Origin of the sequence: Bacillus sp. FSL M7-0307 (genome assembly GCF_038627835.1) — a bacterium.
GTDB lineage: Bacteria > Bacillota > Bacilli > Bacillales > Bacillaceae > Bacillus > Bacillus altitudinis.
On sequence record NZ_CP152023.1, the window covers coordinates 3,216,995 to 3,232,819 of the forward strand.

Here is a 15,825-nt window from a genome sequence, read left to right on the forward strand (position 1 = left end):
CCCATTTTCCTCCTAAGCAACCCATCCGATTTGAAGGATTAAGCCTTTACTTCCTGTTCATAGTAGGAAATGGTACGAGCCAAACCTTCTTGTAAAGTCACAACAGGCTCCCATGTTAAGACTTGTTTCGTTTCCTCATTTTCCAATGTACTATGCACGATATCTCCTGCGCGCTGAGGCTTATAAATCGGTTCAAGATCTGATCTCGCGACTCGCTTCATCGTTTGAAACAGCTCATTCACCGTGATGGAATGACCACATGAGATATTTAAACAAACGTTTGATTGAGCTGTTAAAGCTGCAACATTCGCTGCGGCTAGATCGCCTACATAGATAAAATCTCTTGTTTGTTCCCCGTTTCCGAAGATGAAAGGTGCCTCATGTTTTGCAAACTTATCAGAAAAAATTGAGACAACACCGCCTTCACCAAGTGCGTCTTGGCGCGGACCATATACATTGCTGTACCGCATAATACAATAGTCCACATCATAGAGTGATTTTGCCATCTCTAAGTATCGTTCAACTGTCAGTTTCGACAAGCCATAAGGTGAACCAGGCTGCAGTGGATGAGCTGTGTCGACCGGCAGATAGACTGGGTCTCCATAGACTGCTGCCGATGAGGCAAACACCACTTTCTCCACCCCGGCTTCAGCCGCTGCTTTGATCACATGCAACGAACCTTTAATATTGACCTCTTCGTCGTAGACGAAATGTTGAACCGAAACGGCTACACTCACTTGCGCTGCAAGATGAATGATATAATCTGGTGCAATGTGTTTGATCAAATCGACCGTTTCTGATTTTGTGACATCTGCTTCAATGCATTGTACGGAAAGATGAGCGATATTTTCCTTCGATCCAGTTGAAAAGTTATCAAGAACGATGGGCTCATAACCTTTCTCTAATAAAGCCTCTACCGTATGAGATCCTATAAATCCACTTCCCCCAGTTACCAATACTTTCTTCATCCAAGTTCCCCCTATTATTGTGCCTTCGATACCAATTCTGTTTCCCATACGCCTGGGCGGCCGATGGACTGGTAAATAAATCCTCTCTCTTTCATTTCTGCTGGATCGAACAAATTCCTTCCATCAATTAAAATGGGAGAACGTAGTAGCTGCTTGATCTGATCCTTATCCATCTTCTGTACGTCATCCCATTCCGTTAAGATGAGACAAGCATCTGTATCTTTCACTGTTTCATAGAGATCATTGCTGAAGACCGCCTGCGGGCCAAGCTCTCTTTCTGCTTCTACATAAGCAATTGGATCATAGGCTTTGACAAAAGCTCCGAGCTCTCTCAGCATTGGGATAATATCTAGTGCTGGCGCTGAACGCATATCGTTTGTATTTGGTTTAAATGCGAGCCCTAAAACGGAAATCGTTTTTCCTTTAATATCACCGAACACACTCATCAGTTTGCTGACAAGATGGGCTCTTTGGTGGTTGTTTGTTTCAATGACAGATTCGATCAGCTTGAACCGGTAGCCGGCTGTTTCGGCAATTTTGAGAAGAGCCATCGTATCTTTTGGGAAACAAGAACCGCCAAATCCAATGCCTGCTTTTAAAAATTTATGCCCGATACGGCTGTCTAACCCAACGCCTTCGCTGACTTTTTCCACATCAGCACCAACTCTCTCGCAAATGTTCGCAATGTCATTGATGAATGAGATTTTTGTGGCGAGCATGGCATTTGCCGCATACTTAATCATTTCTGCACTTTCTAGATTGGTCTCAACCACCTCTGTTTGAAACGGATAATGCAATTTTTTAATGATCGTGGATGCATGTGAGCTTGTAGAGCCAATCACCGCTCTCTCCATATTCATCGTATCTTGAATAGCTGAACCTTCCCGCAGAAACTCTGGATTGGAGACGACGTCAAATGGATATTTACTGCGTGAAGCCTTTTGAACAATGGCTTGAACAAGACGTCCTGTTCCAACTGGCACTGTGCTCTTATTCACGATGATTTTGTAGCCATTCAGGTGTTCCCCAACCGTTTGAGCCACAGCTTTCACGAATGTTAAATCCGCTTCCCCCTGAGGTGTCATTGGTGTTCCTACAGCAATATAAATAATCTCTGATTCTCGAATTGCAGCAGGAATATTGGTTGTAAAACACAATCTTCCTTCTTCTGTATTCTTCTCAATCAATTCCTTTAAGCCCGGTTCATAAATTGGAACGAGACCGCTTTTTAAGCTGTTGATTTTTGATTCGTCGATGTCACAACAAATGACGCGATTTCCGATATCAGCAAAACAAGTACCCGATACTAATCCGACATATCCTGTTCCAATCACAGCAATTTTCTTCAACATGTTTCATCCTCTCAGTAAAAGCATATTGGTCGTTCCAAACTGTTTATCTATCAGTCTTTGCACATTTCATCCTGTTTAAACGGTGGATGTTGATTGATTCAGCACCTTTTCATATTGCTGAATTAGGAGCGTAGCATTATGTGATGATGAATAATCTGTATGGACGATGTGGTGAAGATCGTTCTTCACTTGCTCGTTCCATCTGTTTTCATAAAGATAAGCGTGAATCGCTTCTTTTAGCTGACTCGTTGAACGCGGTTCAATGAGCAGATGTTGATAGGTAGAAAATAGTGATGGGAGACCACCAACCCGTGTTGCGATGACAGGCAGTTTTAAAGCGAGCGCCTCAAGGACAACAGTCGGCATTCCTTCACTGTAGGATGGAAGGGCAAACAGGTCAGCTGCCATTAAATAGTCTTTCACTTGATCATTCGGCACCTGTCCCGGGAGCAGAATGGATTCTCCCGCCCGTTCGGCCAGCTCCTTTTCGAGGGGTCCTTTTCCGACAAAGACGGCTTTCACACCCGACATCCCGCTGACAGCTTCCGCTAATTCAAGCAAACCTTTCTCTTTGACTAAACGGCCAACAAAAACGATGAGCTTGTCGTGAAGCGGTAAACCTACCTGCTTTCTGATGGCTGTTTGATCCCCTGGTGTTCTAGAAAATGACTTGAGCGGAATTCCAAGCGGGAGACATTGTGCATCCACCTCTGTCATGTCATGTGTTTTCTTTGCCAGCTCCTCACTCACTGTGAGAACAGCAGACGCCTGTTTTACTGCTGCTTCAAAGGCTGCAAGCGCCCCTTTGCTATAGTTTGGATAGACGTTCACATCACTGCCGTGTAAGGTCAGAAGATAAGGGATGCTCGCTTCCTTTTGAATCACAGCTGCTGCGCCGCCAGACGGCATGGCAAAGTGCGCATGGATGAAATCCGGTGACAGATCATAACGCTCCATTGTGCGTAGGACAGAAGCTGCGATTCGTTTACTCGGCTGAGCCCATTTTAGCTGTCCAGGCAGTGCTGTATAAGGCGGTCTGTAAACCGGTACTCCGCACCTCACTTCCTGCTGGGGAAGATCTTTTCTCTGACGATAGGAAGCTTTAAGCATCCGTAAGATGGGCGGATTGACAGGGGTGGGACAAATCACGCTCACTTCTACGCCTTGTTTGACCAGCTCCTGCACTTGTGTTTCATGGAAGACGCCTTCACTTGGATGTTTTTCACTAGGATATACACTTGTCAGCCATAGCACCTTCATGACGAACGACCTCTTCTCCATAATTTCCCTGTCACCTGCGGATACATTTTGACAAGCAGCAAGCTATATAAAGCCGCACTTAAACAAATTGTCAGTAGTAATTGAAGCAGTATATCCGCTGATGTCAGCTTCATCCCTTGATGAACAGCTACTGCGCAGCCGGCCATTAACAGCGTCATGACAGCAGGCTTTACGAGTGATTTTATATACATCTTCATATCTAGCTGAATGACGTAAGCCATCAGCCACCTGCCGACAATGAAGTTCAGCAGGCTGACCCCTGAGTAGACCCAAGCTACAGTCAATAGACTGCCAGTATGGACTCCTGCATATAAGGCGCATCCATATACGATGAGCATGCCTGTATCCCAATAAAAAGCTAAGTCCGCTCTCCCTTTTGCAAGAAGGATGGAACCATTTGGATTCATCAGCACACGGAGTAGACCGACAATGCACAAAATATTCAAAACCGGGACCGCCACTAGCCATTTCTCTCCAAACACTACTTCTATAAAGCTATCTGATACGGCAGCAAGACCGATGAGTAGTGGAAAACTAATGAGTGCGAGCATATTCGTCATACTGAGGAAGCCCTCACGCAGCCTAGAGTGATCACGCTGACTTTTTGCGAAAACTGGGAAAGCCACTCTCGTCACAATCGGGTTAATTTTCAGCACCGGGATTGTGACGATTTGATAAGCCAGGCTGTAAATCCCTAATGCCTCTGCTCCAAGAAACCGTCCAATTAAAATCATGTCGATATTTGAGCCTGCCCGATTGACGAGCCTTGACGCAAGCTGGAAAGCCCCGAAGGAGAAAAACTCTTTCACTTCCCCTAATGCGAAAACGGGTGCTGGGCGCCACTTCTTCCAATAAGCCGCTGCATACATGAGACCTTTTCCTGATTGAAGCAGCACTTGAGAGACCACATAGGCCACAATTGGATTGATAAAAAAGGCTAGGATAAGTAGAACAATCAGCGAAATGATCGTCGCTATCGTCTCAATCGTACTTAAGGTTTTAAAGGCTAAATCTTTCTGCATCATATATTGGTATTGCTGACCAATTGGTGCAATGAGAAACATGATTGATAATAACTTGAGCAAGCCTTCCAGCTCAGGTCTGGCATAAAAGGCGGCAATCAAGGGACTTGCGAGGATCAATACACAAAACAAGAGAATTCCCGTCAGCAAGTTGATCCAATATAATGTAGATAATTGACGTTCCGTCGTTTGTTCCTTTTGAATGATCGCAGCACCGATGCCTAGATCAAGTAAAATCTGTGTAAATATTGTGACAGTTGTGATCATGCCAACGAGTCCAAATTCTTTCAGTGACATTACGTTCCCTAAAAAGGCGAACTGTGCAATTTGGATGATGGTAATGATCAATGCGGACAAGCTTGTCCATTTTGCTCCGCCCAGCAGGCGATTTTTCATACTTGCCATTTCTCTTCCCTACTTTACTTATCTGGCTCCGTCACCAGTCACGATGACTTTTAACGTTTTTACCATAATCTTCGTGTCGAGAGAAAATGTCAAGTTTTGAATATACTGTAAGTCGTGTGATAATTTTTCACTTGGACTCATTTCATATCCCCCATTTACTTGAGCAAGGCCTGTCAGCCCCGGCTTCACTGTCAGTCTTTTTGTAAAGCCTGGAATCGTCCGATTAAATTCGGCAGTAAACATTGGTCTTTCCGGACGTGGACCTACAATACTCATTTCTCCTTTTAACACGTTGATAAATTGCGGCAGTTCATCAATTCTTGTTTTTCTGATGAATGCCCCCACTTTGGTGATACGAGGGTCATTTTTTTGCGCCCATTTCGCTCCTCCGCTTTCTGCGTTGGTTCTCATCGATCTGAGCTTCCATAATTTAAAGTAGACACCGTCTTTTCCGACCCTTTCCTGCATATAAAAGGCTGGCCCTGGTGTTTCTAGCTTGATTAAAAGGGCAAACAGTAAAATGATTGGCGTACTCAACATCAATCCGATGAACGAGAACACGACATCTATGAAACGTTTTGCAAATAAATATCGAACCATATGTTCTGTTAAAGCAAAAGAGTGGTTTCGTCTCACTTCATATTCTCTGTAAAGGTTCATCGCTTTCTCTGCGCTCACTGACCTGCACCTCACCATTCAAAGTAGTTGTTGTGTAAAGAGATGTTCTATGAAAGTCAGTTTAGCAGAGCAACATTAAGCAAATGTAAATGGGCTGTTAAGTCTTGTAAAAGTGTGTTAAGAATGTGCCCTTATATCAAGTTATGCCCTTTTAAACGTAAAAAAGACCCGCAATTCTGCGGGTCTACGTGTCTTTTTTATTTTGCCTTTACGGATTCGATCGTCTTCAGTCTAAGCGTTCCGTTTGCATCTTTTGTATAAGTTACTTTCACTTTTGATTCTTCTTTTAGGCTGTTCACTTGTTTAGAAAATGTATTTCCGAATTGAATGGCTACTTCTTTTCCATCAATGTTGACAGCAATTGTATGTCCATCAGCCAAACCGACATATGTGCCTTCTTTGGTGACTTCATTTTTCTTCGTTGTAGATTCTTTTTTTGTTTTAGATTCAGCTTTTGACTGATCATTTGTCGTTTCTTCTTTTGTGATTTCCTTACTTGAGCTTTCTTTTGCATCTTCATCAGATTGACCTGCTTGGTCTTCTGTTTGAGCAGCTGTTTCTTTGCTTTCATCATCTGCTTTTTCACTTGCAGACTTGTCTTCCGTCTTTTCATCTGTTGCATTTTCTTTCTTTTGATCTGCTGCTTCAGTTGTTTCTTTTTTGCTGTTATCCGTATTGTTATCGTTTGACTGATTTGATGTGCCGCATGCTGTGAGCATTACACCTAGAAGTAAGACTAAAAACGGCATTGTGATTAATTTTTTCAAGATCGTCACCTCTTCATGATTTGTCGATTTGCTGTCATTGGAAGGCAAATACGTGAAAAATCCACCCTCTATGTTTCGATTATAACAAAAATAACCTGAAATGAAATGTATTTTTAACTTGACATATCATTCATCCGATCTATTTTATTCAAAATATTGAGATACACCTGCTGCGATTCCTGAAGCCAGCCTCTCCTTAGCAGTCGTTGATTTTAATATACTGGCATCAATCGGACTGGTTACGAACCCTGTTTCGAGCAAGATGCTGGGCATTTTTGAATACTTGATCACGTAGAACCCTGCTGTTTTCACACCACGCTCCCTTGTGCCAAGGGCTTTCACCATCTGGGGCTGTACCTTTTGTGCCAGCTTTAAACTATTGGCCGAAGCATACGTCGCATCATAATACGTTTCTGTTCCATTTGCACCGCTATGATCATTTGCATTGGCATGGATGCTGATGAACACATCCGCACCAGCCTGTGATCCTTTGCTTACGCGCGTTTGCAAGGAATCAAATGTATCAGATGTTCTAGACATGACCGTCAGCGCACCCGCTTGTTTGAGCCTTGCTTGCAGTTTTAACGCGACATCCAGATTTACATTTTTTTCAAACAGCCCATTTCCTACCGCTCCAGCATCCTGCGCACCATGACCTGGATCAATAAAGATGGTTTCACCTAACACATGATTTTTCAGCTGTGTGATCACACTGGTTCGTATGGTTGATGTTCCGCCTAACACTGTAAATGTTGAAATCTTTTTAGTCCCAATGACACGACGAATCGCATCTGGTACTGATTGAGCGTCTGTAAGAAGAAGGGTTTGCCCTTGCTTGGCTGCCGTACTTGCCGCAGCTGCCGCATCGGCATATGCATAGCCGTTACTCATATACGTTTGGGTTGTCTTCATCGGGTATGTTTTCGCAATTCGGGCTGCCACTTCATACCGATTGGCTCCGCTGATTCTCACGGGTGATGGTAGCTTTTGATAGGCTGCTTGATTGACATTTGTTTCCCCGCCAATCACAATCGTCCGTTTCACCGCTTTGCTTTTTAATAGATTGGCTGTTTCCTGCCGCAGCCCTTTTGCATCGGTTAATAAAATAGGAAAGCCCTGTTTTGCAGCATACGGAGCAATCGCCACAGCATCTGCATAAGCAGAACCATTCACAATCACAGCTGTATCAGCACTCTTCATTTGCTTAGCAACGTTTGCCGCCAATTCATATCGATTCTTCCCTTGTATTCGCGATACGGATAGATTCATTGCTTTTAGCTGCGCTACGACTTTTTGAGAAATGCTTGCGGTTCCGCCAAGAATGATGACACGCTTCGTTTTCAAATGCTGAAGACCTGACTTAGTTGCACCTGAAAGACTGCTAGTATTCGTTAAAAGCACTGGGGCTCCTTGCTGAAAGGCATACGGCACAGCACTTAGCGCATCTGCATAAGCTTCACCGCCTACTAAAACAACTGTATGTGCTGTCGACCAGCCTCGTTTTGCAGCGTTAACTGCCACCTCATATCGATTACTTCCCTCAATTTTCGATACATTGTGCTGCGCAAATGCAGATGGTGCATACAAACATAGTGAAACCACAATCAAAACAAAACATTTGATATAAGAACGCATGAAGTCAACCTCCTTGGTTTTGAACCCTTCACCCCGGAAACACTTCATGTACTTTTGAAAAAAGGCTGCCGAGAGTCGTTTCTCGAGCAGCCTAAGAGGTGTATCTTAGGCACCCCTCATCTGTATGTTTTCTTATCTAAAATAGCCTGAAACACCGCTTGAAATACCTGACGCTAATCGATCTTTATAAGTAGCAGATTTCAAAATATTTGAATCAACTGGACTGGAAACAAAACCAGTTTCTAAGAGAACACTTGGCATCTTAGAATATTTAATCACATAGAAACCAGCTGTCTTCACGCCACGGTCTCTTGTGCCTAATGCACTGACCATTTTAGGCTGAATATTTTGCGCAAGCTTCAAGCTGTTTGTTGCCGCATATGTTTTGTCATAATACGTTTCAGTTCCATTTGCACTGCTGTTATCATTTGAGTTCGCATGGACACTGATGAAGATATCTGCATTTGCTGACGCACCTTTGCTCACCCGTGTTTGAAGACTGTCGAATGTGTCTGATGTTCTTGACATCGTCACAAGTGCACCTGCGTTGTTTAACTTTGTATTTAGACGTTTGGCTACATCTAAGTTTAAGTTCTTCTCATATAATCCGTAGCCTACCGCTCCTGAATCATGAGCGCCATGACCTGGGTCAATGAATACTTTTTTGCCAACGACAGGATTTTTCAATTGATTCACGACAGTTGGTGTCACTGTATTTGTACTGCCAACGACAGTAAATTTGGTGATTTTTTTGCTGCTAATCGTCGCTCTTGTTACCTTTGGCAGCGTCTTTTCATTCGTTAGGAGCAATGCTTTGTTTTGCTTTGCTGCAATTCCTGCCGCAGAAGATGAAGTGGCATAGCCAAACCCTCTTCCTACATAGGTATTATTTGTGCTCATATTGTATTTTTTCACAATATTCGCAGCCACGTCATAACGAGTAGAGCCTTTGATTCGCGTTGGAGATTTTAATTGATTATAAGCTGCTTTTGTGACGTAATTCTCTCCGCCTACGACAATGGTTTGTTTCACATTGCTTGCTTTTGCAACAGAAGCGATTTCAGAACGAAGGCCCTTTTTATCTGTATATAGAATTGGGAACCCTTTTTGTGCCGCTACAGGTGCAATGGCAATTCCATGTGCATAGAATGACCCTTCAACCACAACGACGCCAGCTGGCGTTTTCATTTTTTTCGCGATATTTGCCGATAGCTCATATCGGTTTTTTCCTGAAATACGTTGTGTAGAGATGCCCATTTTCTTTACTTGATTGACCACGTTGTTTGACACACTTGATGTGCTGCCTAAAACAATAACTGTCTTCGTTTTTAAAGCCGTTAAGGCTTTTTTTGTATCTCCAGAAAGGCTTGTACTATTTGTGTAAAGAACTGGTCCATTTTTTTGATGTGCCAGTGGAATTCCTGCTGTTGCATCTGCATATGCAGTTTTCCCCACTAAAACAACTGTACTTGCTGTTCCCCATCCTTTTTTCGCTACGTTTGCTGCTACAGCATACCGGCTCCCACCATCAATTCGGGAGACCGAGTTATCTGCTGAAGCTGTTGGAACAATAACGAAAATGGCGATGAGGCTGAGGATGGCTGTTTTGATCATTGAGCGCATCTTCTAAGTCCTCCTTTTATTCTTAATAGTTTGTTAGTTTTGTACCTGGATAGTAGAACGAAAGTATGGAAGAATACGAGTTTCCAGATTCAGCTCTAGCTTTGGCGCCGTATTGACTCATACCAATGCCGTGACCATAGCCTTTTCCTGAAATCGTGAAATCATTTGTATTATTCTTTACTGACGCAAACGTACTTTTCACCTTTGTTGCGCCCATGACTGTTCTAAACTCTGTCATTTTCATACTTGCCGTTGTACTTTTGTTCACTGTATACGTACCTGTTTTGTTTTTCAGATGGTAATTCAGCTTGATTGAAACGGTCTTCGCACGCTGACCTTTTGTTTTTCCTGAGAATGTCAGGCTTGAAATAGATGCAATTCTCATGTCAGATGCAGCTGTTTCTTTATTTTTCAACAGCCATGATTTTAGACCAGCAAGGTCGGCAGCATTGGCTTCTTTTGCCTTAGACCACTCAGAAGCTGCTGTACTTGCAGTCAACGTAGTGCCTAATTGCTTTTTAGACAACTTCAGTGTCCACGCATTGACAGGATCTTTTGTGTCTTTTTTGGCGACTAAGTATGGCAGTGCATTCCCCCATACTTCTTCACTCGCCTCAGTGTATCCGCCATTACTAGAATAATAGGTGGCTGAAATAAGTTGATTGTTGTATTTCAGAACCTTGCCTTTTGTGGCATCAACAGCTTTTGTTGAATTTGTGTACCAGTTATATCCTCCATATACTTGGAAGGCTGTTGTATCAGGTACGACTTTTCCAATACTTTTCACTGAATACGTTCTAGCGGCAACAGCTTGTGCTTTTAATGCCTCAACATGCCAGCTTGCAGGCATTTCGTTTGGCACAACACCTTTTAGATAGTCTTCAAATGGAATATTTTCATTAGTCGGCCTGATATATCCTGATTCAATGGCAAAGTTGACGTTACCTAAGTAAGGCTTCCCTGCGATTTGAAGGACATTTTTGGTTGAATATTTCTCAGGAACAACTCTTAATGTGTTATACGTCTTAATGCCTTTTAATGAAATTTTTCCGTTAGAAATATTCAATTGGTAGTTTTGATTTTTTTTTAGATAGACTTGTTTGGCTAAAGAATTTTTTAAACTATCTGTAATCGCACTTGTGCTACCAGCAAGATGGTAAGCATATGTACCTTTTTCTTTCAGCAATGCTTTTAATGACGCTGTGACAGAATCCGGCTTCACATACACAACGGTACTGTTAGATTTTGCAGCCAATTGCGACAAAGGCATTGCATAAATATAGCTAGAGGCTTTTGCCAAGTACACTTTATCTGCATTAATGTTTAATTTTTTAATGATATTCACAGATAATTCGTAGCGATTGGCACCGCTGATTCGTGTCACCTGTGAGGTTTTCTTGATTTGATTTTCTACTTTTTGTCCCGTACTTTTTGTACTGCCGATGATAATGACTTTACTTGGCATTTTATAAGACGGAATGGAATCTTTTTTTGTTAATAGGATTGGGTATCCTTTTCTCGATGCATAGGATGCAATTGCAATCCCATTCATGAATGAGTTCCCGCCGACAACAATTGCTTGCTTATAGTTACCCATTTCTTTGGCGATTTTTTGGGAAATTTCAAATTTGTCTTTCCCACTAATGCGTCTCACTTTTCCATACTTTTTGATTGATTTCTCAGCAGCTGTTGAAATACTTTTCGTATTCCCGACAATTAAGATGTTATCAGGATTCATCTTTTTCAACTGATTTTCGGTTGTCTTCGTTAGCTTTTCAATGTTCGTGTACAAAATTGGGGCGCCTAATTTGTATGCTAACGGCGATACAGAAATGGCATGATCAAAAGCATCTCGGCTCACAATCACAACGGTTGAAGGATTTTTCCATCCTGCAGAAGCAATACTATTGGCTACTTCGTAACGATTTTTGCCGTCGTATCTTTTCGTCACAGCGACATTTGATCCTGATAGTTTGTATTCCCCCGTTGTTGAGAAATCCATGCTGTTTTTGTTTCCGATATAGTTAGACAGTTTTACTGAAATTGTCGAGCTGGCCATGGCAGACTGAAAAGGTGCAATTAGTAGTGTCAGTGTCATGAGAACGATAAGTGTAATGCCTGTTTTCTTCAATTTTGTTCATCCCGCCCATCTTTTTTTACTTCTGTTTTTCAATCTTCTGAATTTCTTTTTGACCACTGTCATTGATAAAGTAAGAGATTTCTACTTTGTCACCTGGTTTAAATTCATTTAATACATCTTTAAAATTATCCGTAAATTCATAGCTTAAGGTCGTATTCACTTTTTTCACTTCGACTGTATGTGCATCAGCCATTCCAATAAATTCAGCTTTTTCTTCCAGCACCTGAGGAGTTGAACTGCTTGTCTTGTTTTCTCCTGAGGATTGCTCAGCCGTTCCACATGCTGTGAGCACGATACCTAGTAGTAGTATTAAGAACGGTAAAACGACGATTTTCTTCATTTTTTTCACCTCATGTCTTTGTATCGTCTTATAACTTAATATTTTAAGGTAAATTTAAGGTTTTTTGAAACCTTTTTTTTGTTACAACGTCTATATCTAGGTTCAGAGTAAAAAAATAACTTGTTTATCAAGATTCGTAAACCTATAATCATGGAAGAATGATAGAAAAGGTGAGGGACATTATGAGAGCTGAGAGAAAAAGAAAGAAAAAGAAGGTTCTTTGGATTGTTTTATCGATTATTGGCTTATTCGTATTAGCCACTGGCGGATACGCGTATCATCTTTGGAATACAGCCGCATCCACTGTCGCAGGCATTCAAGAGAACTTAAAGAAGTCAGATAAGCGTGACAAAGATGTCGATTTAAGTAAAAAAGACCCGATCTCCATTTTAGTCATGGGTGTCGATGAAAGAAAGAATGACCGAGGCCGTGCAGATACATTAATATACATGACAGTGAATCCGAAAACGAAAACAACTGAAATGGTGAGTATCCCCCGTGATACGTATACAAAAATTGTCGGAAAAGGCACAATGGATAAAATCAACCACTCTTATGCTTTCGGTGGTACACAAATGGTTGCAGATACAGTAGAGGAACTGCTTGATGTACCTGTGGATTACTTTGTGAAAGTGAATATGGAAAGTTTTAAAGACATTGTCGATACACTTGGCGGCATTACGGTGAACAGCACGTTTGCTTTCAGCTATGATGGCCATTCATTTGGTACAGGAGAAATTAACCTGAACGGCGATCAAGCCCTTGCCTATACAAGAATGAGAAAGCAAGATCCTAAAGGTGATTTCGGCCGTCAGCAAAGACAGCGTCAAGTCATTGAAGGCATCATTGCAAAAGGCGCTAACATTTCATCTATTACGAAATTCGGCGATATGTTTAAAGTCGTTGAAAACAACATGAAAACGAATATGTCCTTTGACGACATGTGGACGATGATGAATGATTATCGTGATGCAAGACAAAATGTGAAACAGCACGAGCTGAAAGGTACAGGCGCACGAATCAATAATATTTATTACTATCAGCTTGATGACAACAGTTTAGCGAAAGTGAAGAAGGAATTGAAGGATAGTTTGGAAGCTTCGTAAATAAAAAACACCTTTTTTGAGAGAAAGGTGTCAGATTGTTGACAAAGGGCTAAAATGAACTTTATTTTAGCCCTTTGTCTTCTTTTCAGCGTGATAGAAAACCTTTGCAGTCTAGGAAGGACGAGTACTGACGCGGAGCGAATTTGAATTCGTGAGCACCAGCACGCAGGACTGACAAAGAATGCGAGGGTTTGTCTACATGCTGAGAAGACTACAGAAATGTAGTCTTCTTTTTTTATGATTGGAATGGGGCTGGTTTTTCATCACTTAAACCATAACGATGGAGAAGCTCTTCGACAATTCGTTTTGACGCTTGTCCATCACCATATGGATTAGACGCCTTTGACATGTTGTCGTACTCTTTCTGATCGACTAGAAGCTGTTTTGCCATGTTGTAAATGGTCTCTTCATCTGTACCTGCAAGCTTCAGCGTACCAGCTTTCACGCCTTCTGGGCGTTCTGTTGTATCGCGGAGCACTAATACTGGCTTTCCTAGAGAAGGAGCTTCTTCTTGTACACCGCCAGAATCCGTTAAAATAAAATGTGAAGCGGCAGCAAAATTATGGAAATCAACGACTTCGAGCGGTTCAATTAAGTGTACGCGATCGAGATCACTGAATTCTGTCTGAGCTGCATCACGTACGGCAGGGTTTAAATGAACAGGATATACAACTTGAACATCTTCAAACTCTTCTACAATACGTCTAATCGCTCTAAACATGTTTTTCATCGGCTGGCCGAGATTTTCTCTGCGATGAGCCGTTAACAAAATCATTTTATCTGTGCCTATTTTCTCTAAAATAGGGTGTTGATACTGCTCTGTAACCGTTGTTTGCAATGCATCAATTGCTGTATTTCCTGTTACAAAGATGGTCTCTTCTTTTTTATTTTCAACTAAAAGATTCTGCTTTGCCTCATGTGTCGGCGCAAAATGAATATCGGCTATATTTCCTGTCATTTGACGGTTCAATTCTTCTGGAAACGGTGAGTATTTATTATGTGTTCTTAACCCCGCTTCAACATGACCTACTGAAATTTGGTGATAAAACGCAGCCAAACTTCCTGCAAAGGTTGTTGTTGTGTCTCCATGTACAAGCACAATATCAGGTTTTTCCTGTTGGAATAATTGATCTAATTTCAACAGTGCATTTGATGTGATTTCAGATAATGTTTGACGTTCTTTCATAATATTTAAATCATGATCGGGCGTAATATCAAAAGCTTTCAGCACTTGATCAAGCATTTGTCGATGTTGAGCCGTCACAGTAACTGAAGATTTAATTTGTGGATGTTTTTTTAGCTCAAGGACAAGGGGTGCCATTTTAATCGCTTCAGGCCTCGTCCCGAATACAGTCATTACATGTAATGTTCTCAATAGTCGATGCCTCTTTTCTTCTCATTTTATGAGTCCATTATACAAAAATTATCTACAATTGATAATTGAACTTCATTATAGCTTAATAAAATATCTATACAAAACATCAATCATGTTTACAAATTTATCTTAAAATTATTTTAAACATCACAATAGAGTTTGACTCCTTTTAAAAGTAAGATAGAATTTAATAGTAAACTCTGTATATATACAAAAGGAAGGTGCAAAGTTCATTGAAAAAAGTACGTAAAGCCATTATACCAGCTGCCGGTCTAGGAACACGTTTTCTTCCTGCAACAAAGGCCATGCCTAAGGAAATGCTCCCTATCGTAGATAAACCAACTATTCAGTATATTATTGAAGAAGCTGTTGATTCAGGTATCGAAGATATTATTATTGTGACTGGGAAAGGGAAAAGAGCTATAGAAGATCATTTTGATTTTGCTCCCGAACTAGAAAGGAATCTAGAAGAAAAAGGAAAAATAGAATTACTAGAAAAAGTAAGGAAATCATCTAATATTGCAGATATTCATTACATCCGCCAAAAAGAACCAAAAGGTTTAGGACATGCCGTTTGGTGCGCACGCAACTTTATCGGTGATGAACCCTTTGCTGTTTTATTAGGTGATGATATTGTCCAAGCCGAAACACCTGGACTTCGCCAGCTGATGGATGAATATGAAAAAACCCTTTCGTCCGTGATCGGTGTTCAGCAGGTAGCGGACAGCGATACGCATCGCTACGGGATCATTGACCCTCTTACCCAAGAAGGGCGCCGCTACCAAGTGAAAAACTTTGTTGAAAAGCCGCCGCAAGGAACCGCACCATCCAATTTAGCCATTTTAGGGCGCTACATTTTCACGCCGGAGATCTTTATGTACCTTGATCAACAAGAAATTGGTGCAGGCGGAGAAATTCAGCTGACAGATGCCATTCAAAAGCTCAATGACATCCAGCGTGTATTTGCCTATGATTTTGAAGGAAAACGATATGATGTCGGAGAGAAGCAAGGTTTCATTGAAACGACGCTAGAGTTTGCCCTTCAAGATGAAGAGCTCAAGAAAAAACTCATTCCATTTATGAAACAACTTCTTGAAAAAGAAGAAGTGAATTAAAAAAAGCTGCCGGCATCG

Annotated in this window: 13 protein-coding genes; 2 read left to right on the top strand and 11 right to left on the bottom strand. The window is 41.6% G+C overall.

Features of this window, described 5'->3' with window-relative positions; genetic code table 11:
- Nucleotides 1-38: 38 nt before the first annotated feature.
- The 10 genes from MHI41_RS16530 to MHI41_RS16575 all read right to left on the bottom strand — a co-directional run bounded on the left by MHI41_RS16530 (nt 39) and on the right by MHI41_RS16575 (nt 12,211).
- On the bottom strand, nt 39-968 hold the full coding sequence (locus tag MHI41_RS16530) for an NAD-dependent epimerase/dehydratase family protein (RefSeq protein ID WP_017357857.1): 930 nt from the start codon (nt 966-968) through the stop codon (nt 39-41).
- 14 nt (nt 969-982) lie between these two features.
- Complete coding sequence (locus tag MHI41_RS16535; protein WP_342494320.1) at nt 983-2,320, bottom strand: UDP-glucose/GDP-mannose dehydrogenase family protein; 1,338 nt, start codon at nt 2,318-2,320, stop codon at nt 983-985.
- A 75-nt stretch (nt 2,321-2,395) separates the two neighbouring features.
- Nucleotides 2,396-3,580: a glycosyltransferase gene (locus tag MHI41_RS16540; protein WP_335372546.1), complete on the bottom strand. Its 1,185-nt coding sequence runs from the start codon at nt 3,578-3,580 to the stop codon at nt 2,396-2,398.
- Complete coding sequence (locus MHI41_RS16545; protein ID WP_281215513.1) at nt 3,577-5,028, bottom strand: MOP flippase family protein; 1,452 nt, start codon at nt 5,026-5,028, stop codon at nt 3,577-3,579. Before MHI41_RS16545 ends, MHI41_RS16540 begins: the two co-directional genes overlap by 4 nt.
- Nucleotides 5,029-5,046: 18 nt before the next feature.
- A complete protein-coding gene (locus MHI41_RS16550; RefSeq protein WP_008348294.1) occupies nt 5,047-5,706 on the bottom strand; it encodes an exopolysaccharide biosynthesis polyprenyl glycosylphosphotransferase in 660 nt (219 codons plus the stop codon).
- A gap of 197 nt (nt 5,707-5,903) precedes the next feature.
- The gene (locus tag MHI41_RS16555) at nt 5,904-6,482 is read right to left on the bottom strand and encodes a hypothetical protein (protein WP_223255607.1); all 579 of its coding nucleotides are present in this window, start codon (nt 6,480-6,482) and stop codon (nt 5,904-5,906) included.
- A gap of 135 nt (nt 6,483-6,617) precedes the next feature.
- A complete protein-coding gene (locus MHI41_RS16560) occupies nt 6,618-8,108 on the bottom strand; it encodes an N-acetylmuramoyl-L-alanine amidase (protein ID WP_342494321.1) in 1,491 nt (496 codons plus the stop codon).
- Nucleotides 8,109-8,240: 132 nt separating this feature from the next.
- Entirely contained in the window at nt 8,241-9,731 is a 1,491-nt protein-coding gene (locus MHI41_RS16565; RefSeq protein WP_008348299.1) for an N-acetylmuramoyl-L-alanine amidase, read from the bottom strand.
- A 22-nt stretch (nt 9,732-9,753) separates the two neighbouring features.
- The gene (locus tag MHI41_RS16570) at nt 9,754-11,862 is read right to left on the bottom strand and encodes a SpoIID/LytB domain-containing protein (protein WP_008348301.1); all 2,109 of its coding nucleotides are present in this window, start codon (nt 11,860-11,862) and stop codon (nt 9,754-9,756) included.
- A gap of 25 nt (nt 11,863-11,887) precedes the next feature.
- Nucleotides 11,888-12,211: a hypothetical protein gene (locus MHI41_RS16575; RefSeq protein ID WP_035701604.1), complete on the bottom strand. Its 324-nt coding sequence runs from the start codon at nt 12,209-12,211 to the stop codon at nt 11,888-11,890.
- 182 nt (nt 12,212-12,393) lie between these two features.
- Here MHI41_RS16575 and MHI41_RS16580 point away from each other — a divergent pair, with 182 nt between their 5' ends.
- Nucleotides 12,394-13,317 (top strand): LytR family transcriptional regulator, encoded by a 924-nt coding sequence (locus MHI41_RS16580; RefSeq protein ID WP_342494322.1) that lies wholly within the window; start codon nt 12,394-12,396, stop codon nt 13,315-13,317.
- 235 nt (nt 13,318-13,552) lie between these two features.
- Here MHI41_RS16580 and wecB read toward each other — a convergent pair whose 3' ends face one another.
- Nucleotides 13,553-14,692 carry a UDP-N-acetylglucosamine 2-epimerase (non-hydrolyzing) gene (gene wecB, locus MHI41_RS16585; RefSeq protein ID WP_057078981.1) on the bottom strand — a complete coding sequence of 380 codons (1,140 nt, stop codon included), beginning with the start codon at nt 14,690-14,692 and terminating at the stop codon, nt 13,553-13,555.
- A 233-nt stretch (nt 14,693-14,925) separates the two neighbouring features.
- Between wecB and galU the strand changes: the two genes are divergently transcribed.
- A complete protein-coding gene (gene galU, locus MHI41_RS16590) occupies nt 14,926-15,807 on the top strand; it encodes a UTP--glucose-1-phosphate uridylyltransferase GalU (protein WP_057078980.1) in 882 nt (293 codons plus the stop codon).
- Nucleotides 15,808-15,825 lie beyond the last annotated feature (18 nt).

Coding starts and splice junctions, on each gene's coding strand:
- MHI41_RS16565 (WP_008348299.1), bottom strand. CDS start 9,731: ATGCGCTCAATGATCAAAACAGCCATCCTCAGCCTCATCGCCATTTTC.
- MHI41_RS16540 (WP_335372546.1), bottom strand. CDS start 3,580: ATGAAGGTGCTATGGCTGACAAGTGTATATCCTAGTGAAAAACATCCA.
- MHI41_RS16575 (WP_035701604.1), bottom strand. CDS start 12,211: ATGAAGAAAATCGTCGTTTTACCGTTCTTAATACTACTACTAGGTATC.
- MHI41_RS16530 (WP_017357857.1), bottom strand. CDS start 968: ATGAAGAAAGTATTGGTAACTGGGGGAAGTGGATTTATAGGATCTCAT.
- MHI41_RS16535 (WP_342494320.1), bottom strand. CDS start 2,320: ATGTTGAAGAAAATTGCTGTGATTGGAACAGGATATGTCGGATTAGTA.
- MHI41_RS16580 (WP_342494322.1), top strand. CDS start 12,394: ATGAGAGCTGAGAGAAAAAGAAAGAAAAAGAAGGTTCTTTGGATTGTT.
- MHI41_RS16545 (WP_281215513.1), bottom strand. CDS start 5,028: ATGGCAAGTATGAAAAATCGCCTGCTGGGCGGAGCAAAATGGACAAGC.
- MHI41_RS16560 (WP_342494321.1), bottom strand. CDS start 8,108: ATGCGTTCTTATATCAAATGTTTTGTTTTGATTGTGGTTTCACTATGT.